Origin of the sequence: Micromonospora sp. CA-263727 (assembly GCF_050942455.1) — a bacterium.
In the GTDB taxonomy this organism is placed as follows: Bacteria; Actinomycetota; Actinomycetes; order Mycobacteriales; family Micromonosporaceae; genus Micromonospora.
Genome location: NZ_CP192031.1, coordinates 55,450 through 76,040, shown reverse-complemented (window position 1 = coordinate 76,040; position 20,591 = coordinate 55,450). Strand labels below are relative to the sequence as shown.

The 20,591-nt window shown below is 65.9% G+C and carries 14 protein-coding genes and 3 pseudogenes; 7 read left to right on the top strand and 10 right to left on the bottom strand.

Going from position 1 to position 20,591, the window contains the following annotated elements; translation table 11 throughout:
- Nucleotides 1-279: 279 nt before the first annotated feature.
- Nucleotides 280-492 (bottom strand): Txe/YoeB family addiction module toxin, encoded by a 213-nt coding sequence (locus ACQPYA_RS00335; protein ID WP_433530636.1) that lies wholly within the window; start codon nt 490-492, stop codon nt 280-282.
- 635 nt (nt 493-1,127) lie between these two features.
- Here ACQPYA_RS00335 and ACQPYA_RS00330 point away from each other — a divergent pair.
- Together ACQPYA_RS00330 and ACQPYA_RS00325 are read left to right on the top strand one after the other, a co-directional pair.
- Nucleotides 1,128-7,445 carry an RHS repeat domain-containing protein gene (locus ACQPYA_RS00330; RefSeq protein ID WP_433530635.1) on the top strand — a complete coding sequence of 2,106 codons (6,318 nt, stop codon included), beginning with the start codon at nt 1,128-1,130 and terminating at the stop codon, nt 7,443-7,445.
- A 60-nt stretch (nt 7,446-7,505) separates the two neighbouring features.
- Nucleotides 7,506-8,447 carry a hypothetical protein gene (locus tag ACQPYA_RS00325; protein ID WP_433530634.1) on the top strand — a complete coding sequence of 314 codons (942 nt, stop codon included), beginning with the start codon at nt 7,506-7,508 and terminating at the stop codon, nt 8,445-8,447.
- Here the strand turns inward: ACQPYA_RS00325 and ACQPYA_RS00320 are convergent.
- Both ACQPYA_RS00320 and ACQPYA_RS00315 read right to left on the bottom strand, forming a co-directional pair.
- Complete coding sequence (locus tag ACQPYA_RS00320) at nt 8,393-8,719, bottom strand: transposase (protein WP_433530633.1); 327 nt, start codon at nt 8,717-8,719, stop codon at nt 8,393-8,395. The two genes, ACQPYA_RS00325 and ACQPYA_RS00320, sit on opposite strands and share 55 nt — an antisense overlap.
- Before the next feature lie 345 nt (nt 8,720-9,064).
- The gene (locus ACQPYA_RS00315; protein WP_433533715.1) at nt 9,065-9,757 is read right to left on the bottom strand and encodes a DUF4184 family protein; all 693 of its coding nucleotides are present in this window, start codon (nt 9,755-9,757) and stop codon (nt 9,065-9,067) included.
- A gap of 423 nt (nt 9,758-10,180) precedes the next feature.
- Here ACQPYA_RS00315 and ACQPYA_RS00310 point away from each other — a divergent pair, with 423 nt between their 5' ends.
- Nucleotides 10,181-10,672 carry a hypothetical protein gene (locus ACQPYA_RS00310; RefSeq protein ID WP_433530632.1) on the top strand — a complete coding sequence of 164 codons (492 nt, stop codon included), beginning with the start codon at nt 10,181-10,183 and terminating at the stop codon, nt 10,670-10,672.
- On the opposite strand, the pseudogene ACQPYA_RS00305 reads toward ACQPYA_RS00310, so the two are convergent.
- A pseudogene (locus ACQPYA_RS00305) lies at nt 10,653-10,904 on the bottom strand (transposase); the annotation flags it as partial. The gene ACQPYA_RS00310 and the pseudogene ACQPYA_RS00305 overlap by 20 nt on opposite strands.
- Nucleotides 10,905-10,987: 83 nt before the next feature.
- Between ACQPYA_RS00305 and ACQPYA_RS00300 the strand changes: the two are divergent.
- Nucleotides 10,988-12,556 carry a transposase gene (locus tag ACQPYA_RS00300; protein WP_433528777.1) on the top strand — a complete coding sequence of 523 codons (1,569 nt, stop codon included), beginning with the start codon at nt 10,988-10,990 and terminating at the stop codon, nt 12,554-12,556.
- An 87-nt stretch (nt 12,557-12,643) separates the two neighbouring features.
- Here ACQPYA_RS00300 and ACQPYA_RS00295 read toward each other — a convergent pair.
- Nucleotides 12,644-13,105: pseudogene (locus tag ACQPYA_RS00295) on the bottom strand (IS256 family transposase); the annotation flags it as partial.
- Between the two features lie 69 nt (nt 13,106-13,174).
- Here ACQPYA_RS00295 and ACQPYA_RS00290 point away from each other — a divergent pair.
- On the top strand, nt 13,175-14,749 hold the full coding sequence (locus ACQPYA_RS00290; protein ID WP_433530631.1) for an ISL3 family transposase: 1,575 nt from the start codon (nt 13,175-13,177) through the stop codon (nt 14,747-14,749).
- Nucleotides 14,750-14,775: 26 nt separating this feature from the next.
- Here the strand turns inward: ACQPYA_RS00290 and ACQPYA_RS00285 are convergent.
- Nucleotides 14,776-15,374, bottom strand: a pseudogene (locus ACQPYA_RS00285) (transposase); the annotation flags it as partial.
- 259 nt (nt 15,375-15,633) lie between these two features.
- Between ACQPYA_RS00285 and ACQPYA_RS00280 the strand changes: the two are divergent.
- The gene (locus tag ACQPYA_RS00280; RefSeq protein ID WP_433530630.1) at nt 15,634-15,858 is read left to right on the top strand and encodes a hypothetical protein; all 225 of its coding nucleotides are present in this window, start codon (nt 15,634-15,636) and stop codon (nt 15,856-15,858) included.
- Between the two features lie 135 nt (nt 15,859-15,993).
- On the opposite strand, the gene ACQPYA_RS00275 is transcribed toward ACQPYA_RS00280, so the two are convergent.
- The 3 genes from ACQPYA_RS00275 to ACQPYA_RS00265 form a co-directional block, all read right to left on the bottom strand.
- Nucleotides 15,994-16,608, bottom strand: a complete 615-nt coding sequence (locus ACQPYA_RS00275) for a hypothetical protein (protein WP_433530629.1) — start codon at nt 16,606-16,608, stop codon at nt 15,994-15,996.
- A gap of 471 nt (nt 16,609-17,079) precedes the next feature.
- Nucleotides 17,080-17,481 carry a hypothetical protein gene (locus ACQPYA_RS00270; protein ID WP_433530628.1) on the bottom strand — a complete coding sequence of 134 codons (402 nt, stop codon included), beginning with the start codon at nt 17,479-17,481 and terminating at the stop codon, nt 17,080-17,082.
- Nucleotides 17,482-17,489: 8 nt separating this feature from the next.
- On the bottom strand, nt 17,490-18,902 hold the full coding sequence (locus ACQPYA_RS00265) for a hypothetical protein (protein WP_433530627.1): 1,413 nt from the start codon (nt 18,900-18,902) through the stop codon (nt 17,490-17,492).
- Between the two features lie 180 nt (nt 18,903-19,082).
- Here ACQPYA_RS00265 and ACQPYA_RS00260 point away from each other — a divergent pair, with 180 nt between their 5' ends.
- Entirely contained in the window at nt 19,083-19,178 is a 96-nt protein-coding gene (locus tag ACQPYA_RS00260; RefSeq protein WP_433530626.1) for a hypothetical protein, read from the top strand.
- A gap of 194 nt (nt 19,179-19,372) precedes the next feature.
- On the opposite strand, the gene ACQPYA_RS00255 is transcribed toward ACQPYA_RS00260, so the two are convergent.
- A complete protein-coding gene (locus ACQPYA_RS00255; protein WP_433530625.1) occupies nt 19,373-20,302 on the bottom strand; it encodes a restriction endonuclease in 930 nt (309 codons plus the stop codon).
- Nucleotides 20,303-20,591: the final 289 nt, after the last annotated feature.

The window sequence follows — 20,591 nt, the reverse complement described above, 5'->3', positions numbered from 1 at the left end:
CGTAGCGCGAGACGCACCATCGGCCCAACGGCCGCAACCACGTTCAACGCTACTGACTCGCTGGCCGCCCCATAACCCTCACACGCCGGCGACTTCCTGTGCCCTGGCAGGCATGCCGACCTCTCGCCTGTAAGAGGAGGATGCCCTGGCGAGGCACCCGCGGGTTTGTGAAACTCGATGCGTCGCCCGCTGACGTCGACAGAACTTGGCACCACGAGTCCGTTTGTAAGAGACGCTCGACCGATGACCGCCGCGCGCTGCTGGTGCCACACCGGTCCGCTATCGGCCGCCGTAGTGGTAGCGGCAAGCGACGATCTCGACGTCGTCCTTGGTGATCCGGTACACCAGCCGGTGTTCGTGGTCGATCCGGCGGGACCAGAATCCGGACAGATGGCCCCGCAGGGGTTCCGGCTTGCCGATGCCTTCGTAGCCGTTGCGCGATACGTCCGCGATCAGGTCGTGGGTGGCGCGAGATGCCGAGGAGCACGGCACTCCACGCCTCTACTGGAATACCGAGGTGGACTCCGAGGCTCGCGTGCTGTGCCAACTACAGGGGCCACATCGTCTACAGCTACTTAAGGTCATCAATCGTCAGCACGGCGCGAATCATCGACCGCACTCAAATCGGCACGAGCGGGCGCCGAGCACTGGCGCGTGCCGTTACAAAACGTGACGCGCGAGGGCGGCATGACCGGATGCTGGATCTTGCCGCCGGGAGGTCAGCCGCAAGCTTGAGACTTCGGGAGGCGGGTCGATGGTGAGCGCTTCGCGACGTTGTCTTTCGACGGCGGTCCTTGCGCCAACTGAAAACTTGCTGAAGATCGCTTTGCGTGAGCGTGTCGGCCGGGTGGCGACGGCGCGGTGAGCTTAGTGCGAACTTTGTGACGGTAACGGGCGGCGACAGGACGGGCCCTTGCACATGGATATGTGCGCAGGGTGATCGTCCGTGTTAGACGGTGCCTTTCGTGCGGTCGGTCGTGCTCTTGTGTCGGCGTCTCCGGGGTGTCTAGCGTGTCGATCACTTTTCTTGATCGACGGGGAGTGTTGTCATGCTTGCTGGCCGCTGTGGGGGCACTGCCTTCGACCGTTTCGGTGTGCGGGGGAGGGTCAGGGCCGGGGTCTTGGCGGTGGCGGTGCTGCTGGGCTTGTTGCCGGTGGTGCAGCTGCAAGCTCCGGCGGCTGCGGTGGCGGCGGTGTTGGAGCCGGGTGATTCCGCGTCGGTGGCGAGTGTGGCGGTGCGGCAGCAGGCGCAGGATCCGGATCCGGATGCCGAGGTCACGGTGACGGATCCCCTTCCCGCGGGCACGTTCCCCGAGGGCGGTGAGGCGGTCCTCGATCTTCAGGGTGACCCTGGGGATCGGGTGGTGTTCGGGCTGACGGTCGAGCCGGCCAGCGAGTCGACCGCGGGTGAGGGTGTGGCCGGGCGAGGCGTGTCGGCTGTCGGGGTCGGGTCGGTGCGGGTGCGATCGTTCGACCGGGCCACGTCGGTGGCGTTGGGCAACTCGGGCCCCCTGTATTCGCTCGCCCGGGCGGATGGTTCGGCGGCGGCGGGTGCGGTGCAGGTCGTGGTCGACTACTCCGATTTCGCGCAGGCGTATGGAGGTTCGTTCGCTGACCGGTTGACGTTGGTGCGGTTGCCGGGGTGCGCGGCGACGACGCCGGAGGTGCCGGAGTGTTCGGCGGATCCGGTGTGGGTGTCAGCTACGAACGATCCGCACGCGAAGACATTAACGGCCGTCGTCGAGGTCGGCGGCGACCCGACCGCCGCCGGGCGCCGCACGGGCGTGTTCGAGGGTTTCGCGCCGGAGTTGACGGTCGAGTCGATCGGTGTGTACGCGCTGGCGTCGTCGGCCTCCGGGGGGTCGACCGGCTCCTACACGGCGACGGATTTGAAGCCTTCGGGGTCGTGGCAGGTGGGGGAGAGCGCCGGCTCGTTCTCCTACTCGTATCCGTTGCCGGAGCCGCCCCTGCCCTACGGGCAGACGCTGGGCTTGCAACTGTCGTACAGCTCGTCGTCGGTGGATGGGATGACGCATGGCACGAACAATCAGTCGGGTCCAGCAGGGTTGGGTTGGTCGTACTCGCCGGGGTTTATCGAGCGGACGTACAAGCCGTGTCGGACGCATACGACGGAGATGTGTTGGGAGTCCCCGGATGGTGAGGACGGGGAGGCGGCCACCAACGACGTGACGGCCTCGCATATCACGATCTCGTTGCAGGGGCAGTCGACGCAGATCGTGAAGACCACCGCCGGGGTGTGGAAGCCGGTCGACGACTTCGGGTGGCGGGTGGAGTTCCTTGCGGGTGGGGCGGAGGACGACGGTTATTGGAAGGTGTGGACGCAGGACGGTACGGAGTATCGGTTCGGGTTTGTGCGGGACTCGGTGTGGAAGATGTCGTTTCTCGGCGACGAGCCGGGGGAGCCGTGTTACGGCTCGTATCCGGGTTCGTGTCGGGATCCGTGGCGGTGGAACCTGGACCGGGTTCGTGACGCCAACGAGAACGAGACGTATCTGCACTGGACGCGGGAGACGAACCACTACAAGCGGGCGTTGAGTGGGTCGATCCTGGAGTACGACCGGGGCGGGTACCTGTCGGAGATCGAGTACGCGAAGAACGTCACCGAGACCGGGGCGGTGCCGGTCGGCCGGGTGGTGTTCGGGTGGGCGCACCGGTGTGTGGAGCGCACGGCGGAGGATGATCCGTTCAACAACGAGCCGGCGGCGTGTCCGTCGTTGTCGTCGAACCCGAACTCCTACCCGGATGTGCCGGGTGACCTGGTCTGTGGGTCGTCGTCGTGCGGGAACTACACCCAGTCGTTTTTCACCAGCAGGATCCTGGACCGGGTGACGTCGTACCAGTGGAACGCCGGCACCGGAGCGTGGAACAACATCAGCCGGGTGCAGTTGCGGTACAAGGTGTCGAACCCCACCGGCCTGACCGAGCGGACGTTCGTTCTCGACTACGTCCGGCCGATCGGCCTGATCGGGGCGGACGAGAACAAGATCGACCTGCCGCCGGTGGACTTCGACTACGTCGACGGCGTCCAGCCCAACTTCCGCGACGGCCGCGTCGACTACGACGAGGCCGGTCTCGGGGTGTCGGCGATGCGCATGCCACGGCTGCTTGTCGTGCGTAACGGTTTCGGTGGTCGGACGGAGATCACCTATGGGACGCAGAAGCCGTGTCCGCAGGGCGGGTCGAACCAGTCCGGGTTCACCAGTTGGCACAACGGCAAGGTGGGCAACTGGGACGTCAACACCGAGGACTGCTACCCGATCTTCCACACCCCACCCGGTGCCGATCCCGGGTTCGGCATCTTCCACAAATATCTGGTCAAGAAGATCGTGGAGAAAGACCAGGTGGGCGGGTCGCCGGACCAGGTCACCCAGTACGACTACACGGTCGGGAACCCGGCGTGGAAGAACCCCAACAACCCCCTCGTGCCCGACGAGTACGAGTCGTGGAGCAATTTTGCCGGCTACAACCGCGTCCGCGTGCTCCAGGGCTCCGGCACCGACCCCAGTAAGTACACGGTGTCGATGTCGAACTTCTTCCGCGGCATGTACCACGACATCTACGACCCCGGCAGCGGCGGCGGCATCAAACAGACCACCGTCACCGACTACGACGGCAACACCTACGACGACCACTACGCCCGCGCCGGCTTGGTCTTGCAGACCCGCCACTACCGGATGACCACCTACCACGCCAACCCCGCCAACGCCGCCTACACCGAAGTCGAAAGCACCCGCTACGACCACACCATCCAAGGCAGCTACAACGGCCCCGGCTACGCCAACCCTCGCCAAGTCCGACTTGGCTTGGAGAACTCCCGCGTCAAACTCGACGACGGTAGCTGGCGACACAGCGAAGAGAAGACGATCTACGAGTCCACGTACGGGCTGCCGATCCGGTTCCACCAGTACAACCAGGTCGGGGTTGCGGACAACACCTGCACCTCTTACACCTACGCCCAACAGAACGCACCCAACTCCTTCTACATGATCAACTTCCCGGAGCGAGTCGAGACCTGGACCGGCGACACCTGCGGATCAGGGACCCTTCTGTCGAGGGAGGTGACGTTCTACGACACATTCACTGTCGAAGGCTCCCAGGCCCCGTTCGACGGCAACATCGCCGAGACCCGCTCCTACCACAGCCCGATCAGCTACGTCTCCAGCGGCCGCAGCACCTACGACAACACCGGCCGCCTCTTGACCTCGACCGACGCGGCGGGGCTGACCACCACGACCACCTACAGCCCGGCCGTGAACTGGCCCGACAACGGGATCACCAGCACCATCGGCGGCGGCTTTAACCACACCACCACCACGTTGATCGACCGGCACACGGGTGAGCCGTCGAGGATCACCGACCCGAACGGCAAGGTCACCGACCTTGTCTACGACCCTGTCGGTCGCCTTGCCGAGGTGTACCTGCCGGGGCAGGCCAAGTCCTCCGCGGTGGCGACGCTGCGGTTCAGCTACCAGATCACCTCTAGCGGCATCGGCCAACCCACCGCCCCCGCGCGGACCAGGAGCGAAAGGCTGCAATCCCACAGCGGTAGCCCCGTCTACCTGAACTCCTACCAGTACGTCGACGGGCTCGGCCGGGGCAGGGAAACCCAGCAGCCCGGCCCGAACGGCGGCCGTGTCGTTGCCGCCACCACCTACGACGCCCGCGGCAACGTCGCCGCCAACACCGACCCGTTCCACAACAGCTCGGCGGCAGGGGCCGGGCTGGTCAACCCCAACCTCGCCACTGTCCCGGCCACCCACGAAACCAGCTACGACCACTTGAACCGGGCCACGACCCAGGTGGACAAAAAGCTGGGGACGGCGTGGCGGCAGACGGCTACCACGTACCATGGCGACCGCGTCACGGTTGTGCCGCCAGACGGAGGTACCAAGACCGTCAGCCACATCGACGTCCGCGGCAACGTCACCCGCCTGGACCAGTACACCTCGGTCACCAACCCGAACACCTATCAGAGCACCACCTACACCTACGACCTCCTCGACCAACTCACCGCCATCGTCGACACCGACGGCAACACGTGGACTACCACCTATGACCTCGCCGGCCGCGCTACCCAGAAGGTCGACCCGGACTCGGGAACCAGCGCCACCCACTACGACAGCGCCGGCAGAATGGCCTACACCATCGATGGACGTGGACAGAAGCTTTCTGTTCAGTACGACGGCAAGTCCAGGGCAGTTGGCAGCTGGGCCGGCGATGTCGGTACCGGCACCCGAATCACCAGTCACGTCTACGACACCATCGCCAAGGGATACCTGACCTCCTCCACCCGCCACCACGGGGGCAGCGACTACACCACCGCTGTTATCGGCTACAGCGACCGCTACCAGCCCACTGGCAAGGCGCTGACGATTCCCGCCGCGGAAGGCGCCCTCGCCGGCACCTACGGCACCACGTTCGCCTACGACAAGGCCGGGCACCTCACCAGTGGTAGCGAACCCGCCGCAGGCGGACTACCCGCCGAAACCCTCACGTTCGGCTACGACAACAACGGCTACGCCACCACCATGACCGGTGTCGACACCTATGTCGCGGCCACCAGCTACTACGCCCACGGCCCCAACCACCAACTTCTGCTCGGCGCCGGCGGCAAACGGGTCCGGCTGACCAACACCATCGACCAGCAGACCGGCCGACTCGACGCCACCAGCATCGACCTGGAAAACACCCTTGGCACCTTCACCACCAAATACGGCACCGCCTACGGCTACGACGCCATCGGCAACATCACCTCCACCCTCGGCAGCACCGATGGCACCGCCGATCAGGTCGAATGTTTCCGCTACGACCCGCTGCGGCGCCTGACCACCGCCTGGACCGGCGACACCCCGTCCGCCGCCGCCTGCGAGCAGACACCGCGACGAGGCGGCAGCATCGATCCGTACTGGCGATCGTGGGAGTTCGAAGCCGTCGGCAACCGCACCAAACAAACCGACCACAACCCCGCGGGCAACACCGTGTGGACCTACGCCCACCCGGCAGCCGGCGCCACCCGACCCCACGCCCTTACCAGCGTCACCGCGACCGGCCCCCTCGCCGCTACGCCGACCCGAGCGTTCAGCTACGACAACGCCGGGAACACCATCACCCGGCACACCGAGGCCGGTGCGGTGCAGCAACTGGAATGGAACGCCGAAGGCCGTCTCGACACCCTGACCGAAGGCACCGACGAGACCACCTACGTCTACGACACCGAAGGCAACCGCCTTATCAGCCGCGCCCCGGACAAGACCACCCTCTACCTCGGCGCCACCGAACTCACCCTCACCACCGGCAGCAACCAACCCGACGGCACCCGCTACTACACCGCCGGAGGCCGCACCATCGCCGTGCGCACCCTCCTCCGCCTGGTCTGGAGTGGCAGCGACCACCAGGGCACCGAACAGGTCCAAATCAACGCCGACGACCTCACCAGCAGCCGCAAGCGCCGCCTGCCCTACGGCGAAGACCGGAGCGCCACCCAACCCACCTTCTTCGGCACCCGCAGCTTCGTCGGCGGCACCCAAGACGACACCGGCCTCACCCACCTCGGCGCCCGCGAATACGACCCCACCCTCGGCCGCTTCATCAGCATCGACCGCATCATGGACCTCACAAACCCGCAACAAATACATGGGTACGTCTACAGCAACAACTCGCCAGCCACCTACAGCGACCCGACCGGCCTCTACTTCGAAGAGGACAGTCACGGCCAGGGCCGTCGAGCCCAGATTGTCAAGTCATCCTCGGGAAAGAGCACGGTGAAGGTTTCCGGGCGGCCGGTGAAGGTGGGTGCCAAGAAAGGCAGCGCTACCACGACGACCACCGTGATTAGTAAAGGAAAGGGCAAGGGTGGCAAAAGCCCGGGTTCGGGCGCAAATTCGGATGACGGGTTCACTGGTAGTTCCCTGGGCATCTATCAGACGCTGTGGTGCTTAGATATGGGGCTACTTGCCTGCGCGAGAGGGATCCTGATTCAACAGAAGGCGCTCGACGTGTCGAACCGCCTTGCTGACAACTTCCGCTGGTCAACGGGGCGCCGTAACGCATTCCGCCATTCTTACTGGATGGGGCTGATGACCGTGCATGGCTTCACGTATGACGACGCGGTCACGCTCGGTGTCGGGCATGAGAAGGACACCGACACGCAGGGGGAGCTTCCCGGATCGGCCGACTCGAACGCTGATTTGCACAACAATTCCGTTGGCGCCCGCATCGGCGTGGATGTTCGACCGTGGTACGTGGCCGCGACCGGTGTCGGTGCCACCGCCAAGCACGAGAAGGAGCTAGAGGATAGGCTGATGCTGATGGTTGGCGGAGGTGTTCCCGGCCGTGGCCCCGTAGCACCTGAGAAGGGCCCTGCCTCCTACATCTCGGTGTGCACCCGCGATGGCTGGCTTGTCATGATCGAACCGGGGATGTGAGACGTGCGAGGAACTGGGTCGCGACGGCGGAAGGTGTCCGTCCGGAGCTGGTCGAGCTTGGTGGCTATTCCGCTGGCCTTGCTGCTCGTTGCGCTGGCAGGTGGGTGCCAATGGTCTTCGCTCTCGGTCGTACATGTCACGATCTCGGACCCGGTCTGGTCGAACGACGGCTGGGTGTATTACCTGCGGGAGGAGGCTTCCGACGGCAGGCAGCTGTGGCGGCAGCAGCCGGCGCGGCGATCCGGGGAGCTTGTTTTGGACCAGGATGCCGCTAAATCGGTCTGCCTCGACGGTGCGTTCAGTTTTCTCCATCGGTCGCCCGCTGGTGGGCTGAGAGTGGCGGTGGAGTGCGACTCCGGCACTCGTACCGAATTGGTTGCCTACTCCGACGGGAGGCGCCAGCTTGAGCCCCATGCGTCGGTTTCGTTCCTTGGAGATGTTGCCCTCGTAGAGGGTGAGGCGACCGGATATGCGGAGGTGTCACGCGAGTGTGGCATGGCTATCCAATCTCTCGTCGACGGCGAGCTTAGGGACCTTGATTCAGTCATCACGGTGGATGGAAAAGCGCTCAATATTAGTGGCGGGGGCGATGACTGTAGCTCAGTCGCCTGGGTGAAATCGCCGGCGGTTGCTCGCGGGAAATTGTTCTTCTTGGTCGCGTCGAACTCATTCGGCAAACTGCCGGTGACGACATCTGATGTGTTGGAGGGGTTCACCTGGCAGCTCGTGCAGTGGGATCCAGAAAGTGGGTCAACGCAGTTTGTCGCCGAAATCCCTGGCATCGCCGACCTTGCGGCGAACGGTCAAGAAATTATTGTGGCGGTCCATTCTCGGGGCAAGGGAGATGGGGTGTGGTTCATCGATGCCGCCAGTGGCAAGATGTTGCAAGTCGTGGATGGCGAAGAGGCCTATCATCCCGATTTCTCGCCCGATGGCAAGGATTTCGTCTACGTCGAGGACCTTGGCCGCCTGAGGTTTGGGTCGCTTCCTGTCAATAAGTAATGCTCACGACCAGCCGCCACCCGCACCCGCCGGCGAAGCTCGTCATGGATCGCGTCCGACGTCCCGTTCTTCCGCCACGTCGTGAACCAGCGATGCGCCGCATCCGGCGATGCCAGATCGCGAGGCATCATCCGCCACGGACAGCCCGACTGCAGCACATGGAAGATCGAATCCAGGATCAGCCGGTCGCCGTACTTGCGGGGCCGGCCGCCTTTACGCAGGTCGCGTACCGGCATCAAGGGCGCGAGGATCGCCCACATCGCGCCGGTCAAGCTCGACGGATAGCATGAACGGGCGTCATCCCTGCCGCAGTTGCAGTTGCGCACACAACGCGATCATGGTGGGATAATCCGTTTGTCGAGCACCCGACATCGACATGTCTCGCCGTAACGCAACGCCCCAGACCGGTTACCCGACAGTCTCTCAACTATGAACCTCTATCCCTCAGGTTCTGGCCTCCACGTTACGAGGGGAACCGCAAGACCGAGGTGTTGTCGCTCAAGTGTGTAGACGCGGCCACGCCGGCAGCGCCCGTCACCGTGCTGGCAGAAGCGGGCGTCGTTGCTGAAGGCGTCACAGGGTGGCCGCTCCGGTTCGGCGGCTGAGCTTCTGGTCGGTCATTGCGGGGTTGGTTGGTCGTGCCGGACCAGGACGGCGTAGCCGGCGGCAAGGACGATCGCGACCGTTAAACCGGCACCGCATGCCTGGGTGACGGCTAGGAATACCATTCGCTGAGGGGCCACGTCCTCGGCGGCGGCTAGGGCGGCACCGCCGGCGGCGGCGAGCCCGATGGCCAGCCAGGCGGCCACCACGAGTACCCGATTGGCGGTCGGCCGTTGCTCAGGTACCGGCGACTGCCTGCGCCACCATCGGAGCAGCCAGACCACGACCACGACGGCGCCGACGATGGTGCTCACGCGCTGCATCCAGCGATAGCCCGGCGTGCCGAGGTGCGATTCAGCCAACCAGCCGATGTGAGCAGCACCCCACATCCCGTCGTGCGTGAACGAATCCCACAGCACGTGCGTCAGCGCACCGATCACCAGGGAACCGACCAGCATCGCCGCGTAGCCAACCGACCATCGACGCTGAGACCCGGGCGAAGGTAGGCGTTCGCGCAGTCGAGCCGGCGAGATGGCGGTCAGGAAGCGGGCCAGCAGCCCATGCCAGAGGATCAACGCCCCAAGACCCAGCACCACGTCGACGCTGAGGACGCCGACGAGTGAGTGGGTCAGGGTCGCCTTCACCGGCAGCGGAAGATAGTAGGGGACATCAGGAGCCATGCTCCCAACCACCAGGGCCGATGGCACCAGCCATGCTGACCGCGTCAACGGCAGCACAGCCGCGACGTGACTCCCCGTGAACGGCACCTCCGGCCCGCCTCCCTCGCTCGGCAGAATCCTAGAGACACCCAGCCGTAATCCACCAACCTCTGCCGCTGGAAGTGTTCAAGCACCACCAACGGGAGTCGAAGCAGAAGCAAAGCGTCACCGGTGAGCTGATCAAGGCCGGCATCGGCGACCTGCCACTCAACGAGCAGCGGCTCCTCGAACTGGCCGAAGACGACAACTGGGAGCCCTCCGCAGTCGCCGGCGCTCTCTCCAGGCCCGCCACGTGGGCCGACCCCGGCCGTACCTTCGCCTTCTATGTGCGCCTTATCGATCAGGTGCAACACCACGCCGCAGCCACTCTCCCCCAGTTCCGCCCGCAACCATGCCGGCCTCGTGTCGCCCTTGGCCCACGACCTGCTCGCCAAGGGATACATCGACGAGAATTTCACCCTGTACTGCTCGGACTACCATGGCATTGCCATCAGCGTCAGCGCGATGAACTTTATCCTCCACTGCGTCCAGACAGACCGCGCAGACCACCGATTCCGGTTCGACGATCCTGCCTCGATCGACGCGGTCGAGACGGAGATGGGCGCCCGTTTCCTCGACGGCGAGAGCGTCTTCAACATCGAGGTCTTCGACCACTACCTGCCCACGCACCTGCAGCGGCTCGACACCGCACTCGACAAACTCGTCGTGCGCGCCGGAACCGACGCCTCGTTCATCGACGGGTACCTTACGTACAGCGCATCCCGGGACCTCTTGGTAAGCCAACTGGCTCCTCGATGGAAGGGTGTCTTCGTCCATTTGGTCGAGAACGCTCCGAAATCGATGGGAGTGTCAAGAAAACGGTGTAACTCGATCTTGTTGAGGGTCAGTTCCGGTCTGCAGTGAGTCGTCCTTCGAAGGCGAGGTCGAAGGCGTTGAGGGCGGGTTTCCAGCGCGTAGTCCAGCGGCGGCGCCCGGTGCCGGTCGGGTCCAGGGCCATCACGGCGAGGTAGACGCATTTCAGGGCGGCCTGCTCGTTCGGGAAGTGCCCGCGGGCCCGGACAGCCCGGCGGATGCGGGCGTTCACGCTCTCGATCGCGTTGGTCGAGCAGACGACCTTGCGGATCTCGGCGTCGAAGAGCCTGTCGCAGTATGCCGTGTCTAGCCGGGGCGTCAGCGGCGTTTCTGGGAGAATTGGGTATGGCCCGCGGTTGTCGTCCTGTGCTGCGTGATCAGGTGTTTCTTCTGCCGCCGGATATGCGGGATTGGTTGCCGGACGATCATCTGGTGTGGTTCGTCCTCGATGTCGTCGAGACGCTTGACGTCTCCGCGTTCGAGGCGTGTCGTCGCCGTGGTGGGGTTGGCGCGGCAGGGTATGACCCGCGGACGCTGCTGGCTCTTCTGGTCTACGCATACTGCCGAGGAGTGCGTTCGTCCCGGCAGGTCGAGCGGCTCTGTCACACCGATGTCGCGTTCGAGGTCCTGTGCGCCGGAGATATCCCTGATCACGCGACGATCGCATGGTTCCGGGCGGGCTCCGAGGATGGGTTTGCTGGGTTGTTCACGCAGGTGCTGATGATCGCGGCGCGGGCAGGGCTTGCCCGGTTCGGCACGATCGCGATCGATGGCACCAAGATTCCCGCGAACGCGTCGATCGACGCGAACCGGGGACAGGACTGGTTCGACCAGCAGGCTACGCAGATCGCCACCGGCATCGTCGAGGAGGCAGCTGACGTCGATGCCTCCGAGAACGCGCAAGCGCGTCACGACGGCGACGAGTCCAACGGTGACCGTGTCCCCACAGCCTTGGCTGACCGGTCGGGCCGGGCGCAGCGTATTCGGCGCGCGGCGGCGGAGCTGGCTGAGCAGCAGCAGCGTCTGAAGGCCGACGATGAGGCGAGGAGGATGGCGGCCCAGGCTCGACTGGAGGCATCACGAGCTGGTCAGCCGGTGCGCGGCCGGATCCCGGATGGGCCATTGCGGCTTGCTGAGGCGAGAGCTCATCTGGAGCGCGAGCTGCGCGACCACCAAGCGAAACTCGCCCGCAGGGCCGCGTTGATCGCTGCCGGGAAGAAGCCGATGGGTGCTCCGCCTGTCCCGACCGAAGAACACTCCCGGATTATCAGAGCCCGCCGTGTCGTCGCTGCGGCCGAAACCGCGGCCACAGCGGCAGACGATCGCCAGGCTCCCGCGAAATCTCTGCCGAAGACCGTCGCGAACATCACCGATCCGGACTCGCGGGTGATGCCCACCCGTCGCGGGTTCCTCCAGGGTTACAACGCGCAGGTCGCGGTCACCAGCGACCACGTTATCGCTGCTGTCGATGTGAACCGGAACCCCAACGACATGGGATCGTTCGTGCCGATGATGACCGCCGCGGTCAACGCTGCCGCTGCCGCGCACCAGGCAACCGGTTCGCCCGATCATCAGATCGGGCTCGTGCTGGCCGATGCCGGCTACTGCAGCAACAGCAACCTGAACGCGCCCGGACCGGACCGGCTCATCGCCCTGGCCAAGAGCCGCGAGCAGGCCACAGCGGCGTTGCGTTCACCTACCGACGGCCCGCCACCCGTTGGCGCGACAACACGAGAGGCGATGGCTCACCGACTCAGGACCGCTGAAGGCGCCAAGGCTTACAAGAGACGCGGCGCGACCGTCGAACCCAGCATCGGAACCCTCAAAACCATCCTGGACAGATTCTCCCGACGAGGAATCGCCGCCGCCCGAAGCGAACTGAACCTCGCAGCCGCCGCCTACAACATCCGCAAGATCCACACAGCGGCAGCCTGACGCACCAGCACCGAAGGCCAGCCCAGCCGGCAGCGCAATCAAGCCAGCCCGCTCCGCACCGCCATCGGGCATTCTGCGACAGGCTCCGAAGGCGAGGAAGGGCACGAACTCGGCCGAGGCGCTCTCCCACAGCCTGACGATCGCCGGGTGCTTGCGTCCCCAGGTCTCGGCGAACTCCAGGAACCGCTGCTCGGCGGCCTGCTCGGTCGGTGCGGTGTAGACCGGCTTCAACGCCTTCGCGATCGCGTCCCAGTGCTGGCGGCCGGCGTATTTGAACGAGTTGCGCAGAAGGTGAGCCACACACGTCTGGACCACCGTCTTCGGCCAGACGGTGTTGATCGCATCGGGCAGACCGGTCAGGCCGTCGCAGACGGCCATCAGCACGTCCTCGACGCCGCGGTTCTTAAGCTCGGTGCACACCTGGAACCAGAACTTCGCGCCCTCGCCACCGTCGCCGGCCCACAGCCCGAGGATGTCGCGGGTGCCCTCGGCGGTGACCGCCAGAGCGACGTAGATCGGCCGGTTGGCGACCTTCCCGTCGCGAATCTTGGCTCTGTCGCTGATCTTGTGATGTGGAATGATCCGTCGCCAACTCAGTGCTTTCGTTGATCATGTCCGGTGTGTTCGTTTGTGGAGCGGTTACTGCCGCATCTCTCGCTTCTGTTCATCGAGACGGTTGAGCAGCGTGACGGCGTCGTGGTGCTGTCCGCGCGGGTCCGGGCGGAGACCGCGCGGTGTGGTCGGTGTCAGCAGCGGTCAGCCAGGGTTCATGGCCGGTATCAGCGCCGGTTGCGGGACGTCGCGGTCGCCGGGACGGGGTTGCTGCTGGAGGTGTGGGTCCGGCGGTTTCGGTGTGACAACACCATCTGCCCGGCGCGGACGTTCGTCGAGCAGATCGAGGGGTTGACCAGTCCGCATGCGCGATTGACGCCGGGGCTGCGGGGCGTGTTGACGCAGCTAGGTCTGGCGTTGGCCGGGCGGGCCGGTTCCCGGTTGTCGTCGGTGATCGGGGTCGCTGCCGGTCGCGACACGTTGTTGCGGCTGGTGAAGGCGCTTCCGGACCCGCCGAAGACGCCGATCACCGTCCTCGGCGTCGACGACTTCGCGTTCCGCCGAGGTCGTCATTACGGCACTGTGCTGATCGACATGGACAGCCACCGCCCGGTCGACATGTTCGACGGCCGCGACGGTGACGGCCTCGCCGAGTGGCTGCGGCAGCACCCCGAGATCGAAGTACTCTGCCGGGACCGGGCCGGCGGATATGGCGAAGGCGCCCGCTCCGGAGCCCCACAGGCGGTTCAGGTCGCGGACCGGTTCCATCTCTGGCAGAACCTGGGTCAAGCGGTCGAGAAGACCGTCAACGCCTATCGGTCCCGACTCGTCGCTCCGGCACCCCCGCCAGCGGACGACACCATGCCCGCCGAGGTGCAGCCGCTACCCGAAAAGAAGATCGTGACCCGCCTGCGCGAACACCACACCGCCGTTCACCAACTGGCTGCCCAAGGACTGAACAAGTCCGCGATCGGCCGCAAGCTCGGCCTGCACCAGGCCACAGTCCGCAAATACCTGAACGCCGCCAGCTTCACCGAGTTGACCGCCGTCACCGAGCAACGCGCGCACTTGGTCGACGACTACGTCGCCCACCTGCACCAGCGCTGGAACGAAGGAGAACGCAACGCCACGCAGCTGTTCCGAGAGATCAAACAGCAGGGCTATCCCGGCGGAGAACTGGCCGTCCAGCGTTACCTACGCCGCTTCCGCAAAGGACTCGGCCACGCCCCGCACCCCGGCCCGAAACCGCCATCGGTGCGTCAAGTCACCTCGTGGATCATGACTCACCCTGACCATCTCGACGCCCGTGACGCGACCAAGCTTCACGAGCTGCGCAGCCGAGATCGGGACATCAACCGGCTGGTCAAGCACGTGCGAGACTTCGCGGTCATGATGACCGGCCGCCACGGCGACCGCCTGGAGGTGTGGATCACCGCGGTTGAAGTCGACACTCTCACACCGCTGGCCGGGTTCGCCCGCAACCTGCGCCGCGACTTCGACGCCGTCCGCAACGGCCTGACCCTGCCGCACAGCTCCGGCGCGGTCGAAGGCAACATCAACCGCCTCAAGATGATCAAACGGCAGATGTTCGGCCGCGCTGGCCTCGATCTGCTGCGCAAACGCGTCCTCCTCGCACACTGATCCCTTCACACAACCAGCGACAGAGCCCGAATCTTGACGTTGATCGCGTCCAGAAACACCACCGGATAGACACGATCCAGCGGCCGATTCTGCCACTCGGCCATGCCGTCCATGACCTTGTCGGTGACCGTGGAGATCGTCTGCCGCGAGACCTCGGTGCCATAGACCTCGGCCAGGTGAGCGCTGATCTCACCGGTAGTCAGGCCCTTCGCCGACAACGACAACACCATGTCCTCGACCCCGGTCAGCCGCCGCTGCCGCTCCTTGACGATCTGCGGCTCGAACGAGCCGTCTCGGTCCCTGGGCACGACGATCTCGATCGGGCCGACGTCGGTCAGCACCGTCTTCGCCCGCGACCCGTTGCGGGAGTTCCCGCCGTCCTTACCAGCCGGATCGTGCTTCTCATAGCCGAGGTGGTCGGTGATCTCGCCGTCCATCACGGCCTCGACCACCCGCTTGGTCACCTGCTGCAACAAGCCGCCTTCACCGGTCAGTTGCAGGCCCGCGGCACGGGCCTGCTCGACCAGCCGACCGACCAACTCGGCGTCCACGCCCTCCGGCCTGCTCGCCGAGTCTTCTTCTTCGCCACCGCGGAAGTATCCACGGCATCCGTCATGACGGTCATCAAATGCATCTCCTTGATCAGGAGTTACACCGTTCGTTTTACAGTCCCGTCCGCCCCCGTGACCGCGCTGGAGTGGCCCAGGTCATGCTGGATCACCTTGAGCTCGACCCCGGCCGCGCCGGCCAGGCTGGCTACGCCGTGCCGCAGGTCGTGCAGCCGGACGGGCGGCAGCCCGAGCTTGCGGACCAGGGTGTGGAAGCGGCGGGTGAGCCAGTCTGGCCGTATGGGCCCGGCCGTCTGGGCAGGTGAACAGGTAGTCATGCGGGTTGCGTGCGGTCCCGGCGAACCGGTCCCGCTGCCACTGGCGCTGCTTGCGCAACAGCTGGTGGTGAACTCGTCCAACGCCAGCGGCGGACTTCGGCGGCCCGAGGTGCATCTTGCCGTCGACGATCAGCAGTTGCCGTTGCACGCTGAGCTCGCGGTCGAGCACGTCCAGGTCGGTGCCGCGTACCGCGACGGCCTCGCCTCGGCGCAGCCCACGTAGAGCGATCAGCCACCACAGCGGGAACAACGGATCCTCCCGCACCCCGTCAAGGAACCTCGCGGTGTGCTCAACCTCCCAGATCGCGACCGGCGGCTTGGCCCCGGTGGCCCGCCACAGCTTTTCCCGCTCCCGGCTCTAGGCCACCGCCGGCGGCCGGGCACTCCGCGGCAGGCGCAGCCGCCACGCCGCGTTCATCGAGACCAGGCCCTGCCGGCGGGCCTCGCTCAGCGCGCTGCGCAGCACCGCGACCACCCTGTGTACCGTGCCCGGCGCGATCAGCTTGCCGTCGGCTACTTCCTGCCGGCTGATCGCGTCGACCGCCCGCTGGACAGTCTTGACCCCGCGGCGGCCGTCCAGGTCCGCCACCCGGAACCGGCCCAGCCACGGGATCAGATGCGTGCGGGTCACCGACCGGTACGCCCGCAGCGTCGACGGGCGCAGCCGATCCTCCGACAGCGACAGCCAGTACTCCAACCACCGCTTCATCGTCCAGGTCTCGGCCATGGCGTCCGGGCCGTCCAGCTCGAGGATCTGGGCCAAGCCCTGCTCAGCCGCTGCGCGGGTCAGGAACTTTCCCCGCCGCAGCCGCTTCTGCCGGCCATCCGGGCCGGGCACGTGCGCGTCGTAGTACCAGCGGCCATGACCCGGCTGGCCGCGCTGCGGGCATCGGGCGCCCAACTGTCGGCCGGTCTCGGCCGACCGGCACGCGCACCGTGGGAAAACCGTGCCGTTGCTGGTAGCGGCGGTCATCGTGACCACCTGCTGAGTGCCCTGACCGGCGGGCCGACCTCGACGCCGGCTGGGTTCAGGCCCTTGAACAGATGAAACTCAACATCACTTCGGTAGATCAAAATTTCTCTCTTCTAGCTCAAGGGGCTAGCCTGAGAACTTTCAATCCTTAAGTCCGAAATCCGAGCCTCTGGCGATCCGCCGCGGCTAAACAGGATGTGGGGCTTGACCGTGCCCCACATGTGCCTCACATCCTCCACCCAGGATGTTGATGTCAGGCTATATTTCCTGGTGAGCTGCGGTGGGCCGGAGGTACCACCATGCGAACCACACCGCCACGATCGCCGGCGACCCGCTGCCCCTGACCCTGCCCAAAGATCAGGGCCGCGGCTGCCGGGTGTAGCTGACGTAACGCCTGTCGGGGCCGGGCGGGCCCCGGTCGACGGTCGACCTCCTCATGGCGACTCCGGGTGAAAGTCGGCCAGGGTTGTTCTACGAGCGGTAGCGCTCGCCAGGGTTTTCCACGGTGAACCACCGCCTCCCGCCCCCTGCGGAATCGAGCCCGTAGTGGCGGTCTTTGTACTGCTTGAGGGCAGCCTGCCACTGGCTGAGGATGAGGACCGCATCGCTGTTCTGCGGGAGAGTTTCCTCGTCGAGCATGTCGACGAAGGCGTGGCTGGGATCGTTTTCGATGATCTTGATGAGCTCGCCGAGGAGCCGATTGAGCATCTTGATCTTGAGGGTGTTGACGATACCGTCCTGTTTCTTCTTGGACAGCTCGGTCATCTCGCGGTGGGCGGCCTCCAGCATTGGGACGAGCCGGTCGTAGGTCGCGGCCTGCTCCTCGGTGGGCGGCGGCGAGGAGGCGTTGTTCGTGTCAGTGCGGCGGGGCATGCGGTCTCCTATTTCGGGAGCAGGCGGGTGAACTCGACGTACTTCTTGCGCAGGGCCTCGATGGGCCGGCGCCCAGAGTCGAGCAGGGCGATCATGAGGTCGAGGTCGGAGTCGTCCAGGCACAGGACGGCTCGGCGTTTGGACGAGTGCAGGTTGATGATGTTGCGCTGGACGCTGCTCTTGGGAGGGTGGCGCGCGACGAGGATGCCGAGGCGGCCCATGTCCTCGTCGTCGAGGTAGCGGTAGAGCTGGTTGACGTGTTCGGTGTCGAGCTCGGCGACGTTCTTGAGCTCGAAGACGAGCTGGCGGGCGCCGTACAGGTCGCGTAGGTCGGTCAGGAACGGTATTTTGCCGTCGTTGTGGAAGATGACGTCGCGGATGTGGGCGCCGCTGATGGTGCGTTCCTGCTGGCCGGCGAGGTCGAGTTCGGGGTAGAGCGCGGAAGACAGGACGTCGAAGGCGAGGTCTTCGAACTTCTTGTCCGCGCCGTTGACCCGGCCGGTCGGCAGCGTCTTGATCTCCTTGACCTTCTTGGCGACGGTCGTGAGGCGCAGCGGGGTGAACAGCGGGTCGGGGGCGCACACGTCGGCGGCGGCCTCCCGCCCGGCGACGTAGCCGCGGACGGTGTCGAAGTGGGCCCGGTTGTATGCGAGCACGTCCTGCTTGGCGACGGCCCGGCCCGCGCGCCCCGGCGGCAGCACGAGCGGCGCGTAAGCAGTGCGGTAGTAGTCGCCGTAGTTGATCCACGGCAGCCGGCGCAGCAGGTTCAGCGGCGCGAGCAGGACAGGCGAGCCGTCGGACGGGTTGTACGGGAGGTGCGCGTCGAATGGCCGCCAGTCGAGCGCAGCCGGGTCCCAGCCGACCAGCCGGCGGCGTGTCGTCGGGATGCCCCACTGCTGGCAGCGACGCTCGGTGAACTCGGTTAGCCACCGTTTGATGACCGAGGCGGTCAGGTCGCTGATGCGGTCCTCGGCGATACCCGGTACGAGCAGCGCGAGAATCTCCAGGTGGTCCAGGCCCGCGGTCTGCAACTGGGGTACCTGCTGGAACGTGCGGATGATGCCGTCGATGGTGCCCGGGCCCAGGGCAGATCCCCGCTTGGTCCCGGCGGCGTAGCCCAGGCCGAGCTCGACCGGCTCGCTGACCTCCGACAGGAGCACGGCCGCCCGGGTGGCCTGCCTGTCGACGGCGTGCCGGCGGACCTCCTCGACGAAGCCGAGCAGGTCGGCGTGAAGCTGTCGGTACTGCGGGTCCTCAGACTTCCAGAGCAGAAAAGGGTCGAGGTAGAGCGGAAGGTCCTCACGCAGGTGAGGGACGACGAAGTCCACCTCGTCCTGCCGGATGACCAGGCCGAAGACGTCACTCAGCCGCGGGTTAACGATGCCCGCAGCAGGATCAACCTCGTCGTCATCCGTTGCCACGCCGTCCCGCCCTTCGTCGCTTCTCCGCGCAGCCACGTTAACGGAGAGTCCCGACACCTTTCGGCACCCCCACCCACGCGGACCCATCCAGCCCCCGCCGATCTGACTCACGCAAAAGGCCCGGTCCGCTCGGCCGGCTCGGAGCCGGCGGATCAGATCAACCCGGCGGCGGTCGAGGCGATGCGGGAGGTCGGTATCGACATCACCGACCAGACCCCGAAACGCCGGGAGTACGAGACGGCGCAGGACTCCGACGTGGTCATCACGATGGGCTGAGGCGAGGCCTGCCCGATCTTCCCCGGCAAGCGCTATGAGGACTGGAAACGCGACGACCCGGCCGGCCAGGGCGTGGCGGCCGTCCGCCCGGTCCCGCGGCGAGATCCGCGCTCGGATCGAGGTCCTGCTGGCCGACCTGACCCCGGCCGCCTAACGCTGTCGGGTCGCGCCTGCGCGGTCTCCGGTGGGCCGGGTCAGAACATTTCGGCGACCGGGAAGTGGCAGCTGCCTGTGTCGTTGGCGTGCCGCTTCTTACGTCGCAGCGCATCGTCCAAGGGGATGCGCCCGTCGAGGATCGTGAAGAGGTCGGAGCCGCTCATCGTCATGAAGCAGGTGCCCTCGCTGTAGGTGGTACGCGCGGGCTCGCTCAGATCGTTGATGCTGATGATGAGCCCGAGCGCGTTCTTGCCCTTACGCTCGACTTTCTTGGCGAAGGCGTCGGCCTGTTCCCGGCTGACCGGATCCTTGGTCCACTTCGCCTCGATGATGTAGTCGTCGGTGTCGAAGCTGATCGAGCCGTCGATCTGCTCGGCCGCCAGCGAGTAGGCCAGCCGTGGGGAGAGGTCGAACAACGCGAACAGGGTGTTGAGAAAGTCCTCGAACTGCCGGCCCCGCTCGTGCACGTCGGCCATCGAGTGCATGGCCAGGAATCGACCGCGCAGGTCGTCGAGGTCCTGCGCGAAGCGCCGCTGCAGCTCGACCTGCTGGGTGTAGGCCGCCTGCTCGGCATCCAGACGCTCACGTTCGCTGATCAAATCCTCGTACGCCGCCGTGTATGTCTTCAGGTCGGCAACGGCGGCCTGCGCCCGCGGCAGCCACTTCTCGGCGTTCTCGTGCCGCTCCAGCTCGGGAAACCGTTGCATGTTGGCCAGCTCGACCATCAACTGCACACTCGCGTGCTGATAGACCCGCTCGCCCTCAATAAGCCTGTCGACCACCTCGTCGGCGATCTCCCGCTTCGAAACCCCGAAGTTCACCCCGGCCAGCAACTGCGGATGCTCCCGCAACGCGGCCCGCAGAAACTTCTCCAGCGTCGGCCGATACCAGAACACCCCGGCCAGCGCAGCCCGCAAGGCGTTGTACGCAGCACCGGAGATCCGCTTCGTCGCCCGGCTCTCGCTCATCGACTCCATCCCGCTCGCTCGAGGCGGCCGCCACCTCTAACGCTCCGCCACCGACTGAGATTAGGCACCCGCACGCACACCCGCCAGAGCCGTCCACGCCGGACACCTTCGCTCACAGCGCTCCGGCCATCCGTTATGCCGCGTCGACATGTAGGGCGCCGGCCCGGCAGCGAAGCGCGCCTCGACTACGGGCCGCTCGCCGACAGTGCCCTGGCTCGCTGCGCTGCAAGACCATCCGGGCGCGACGCCACAGCGCGGCCGACGGCAAAGGCGGCGCGGTGTGATCTCC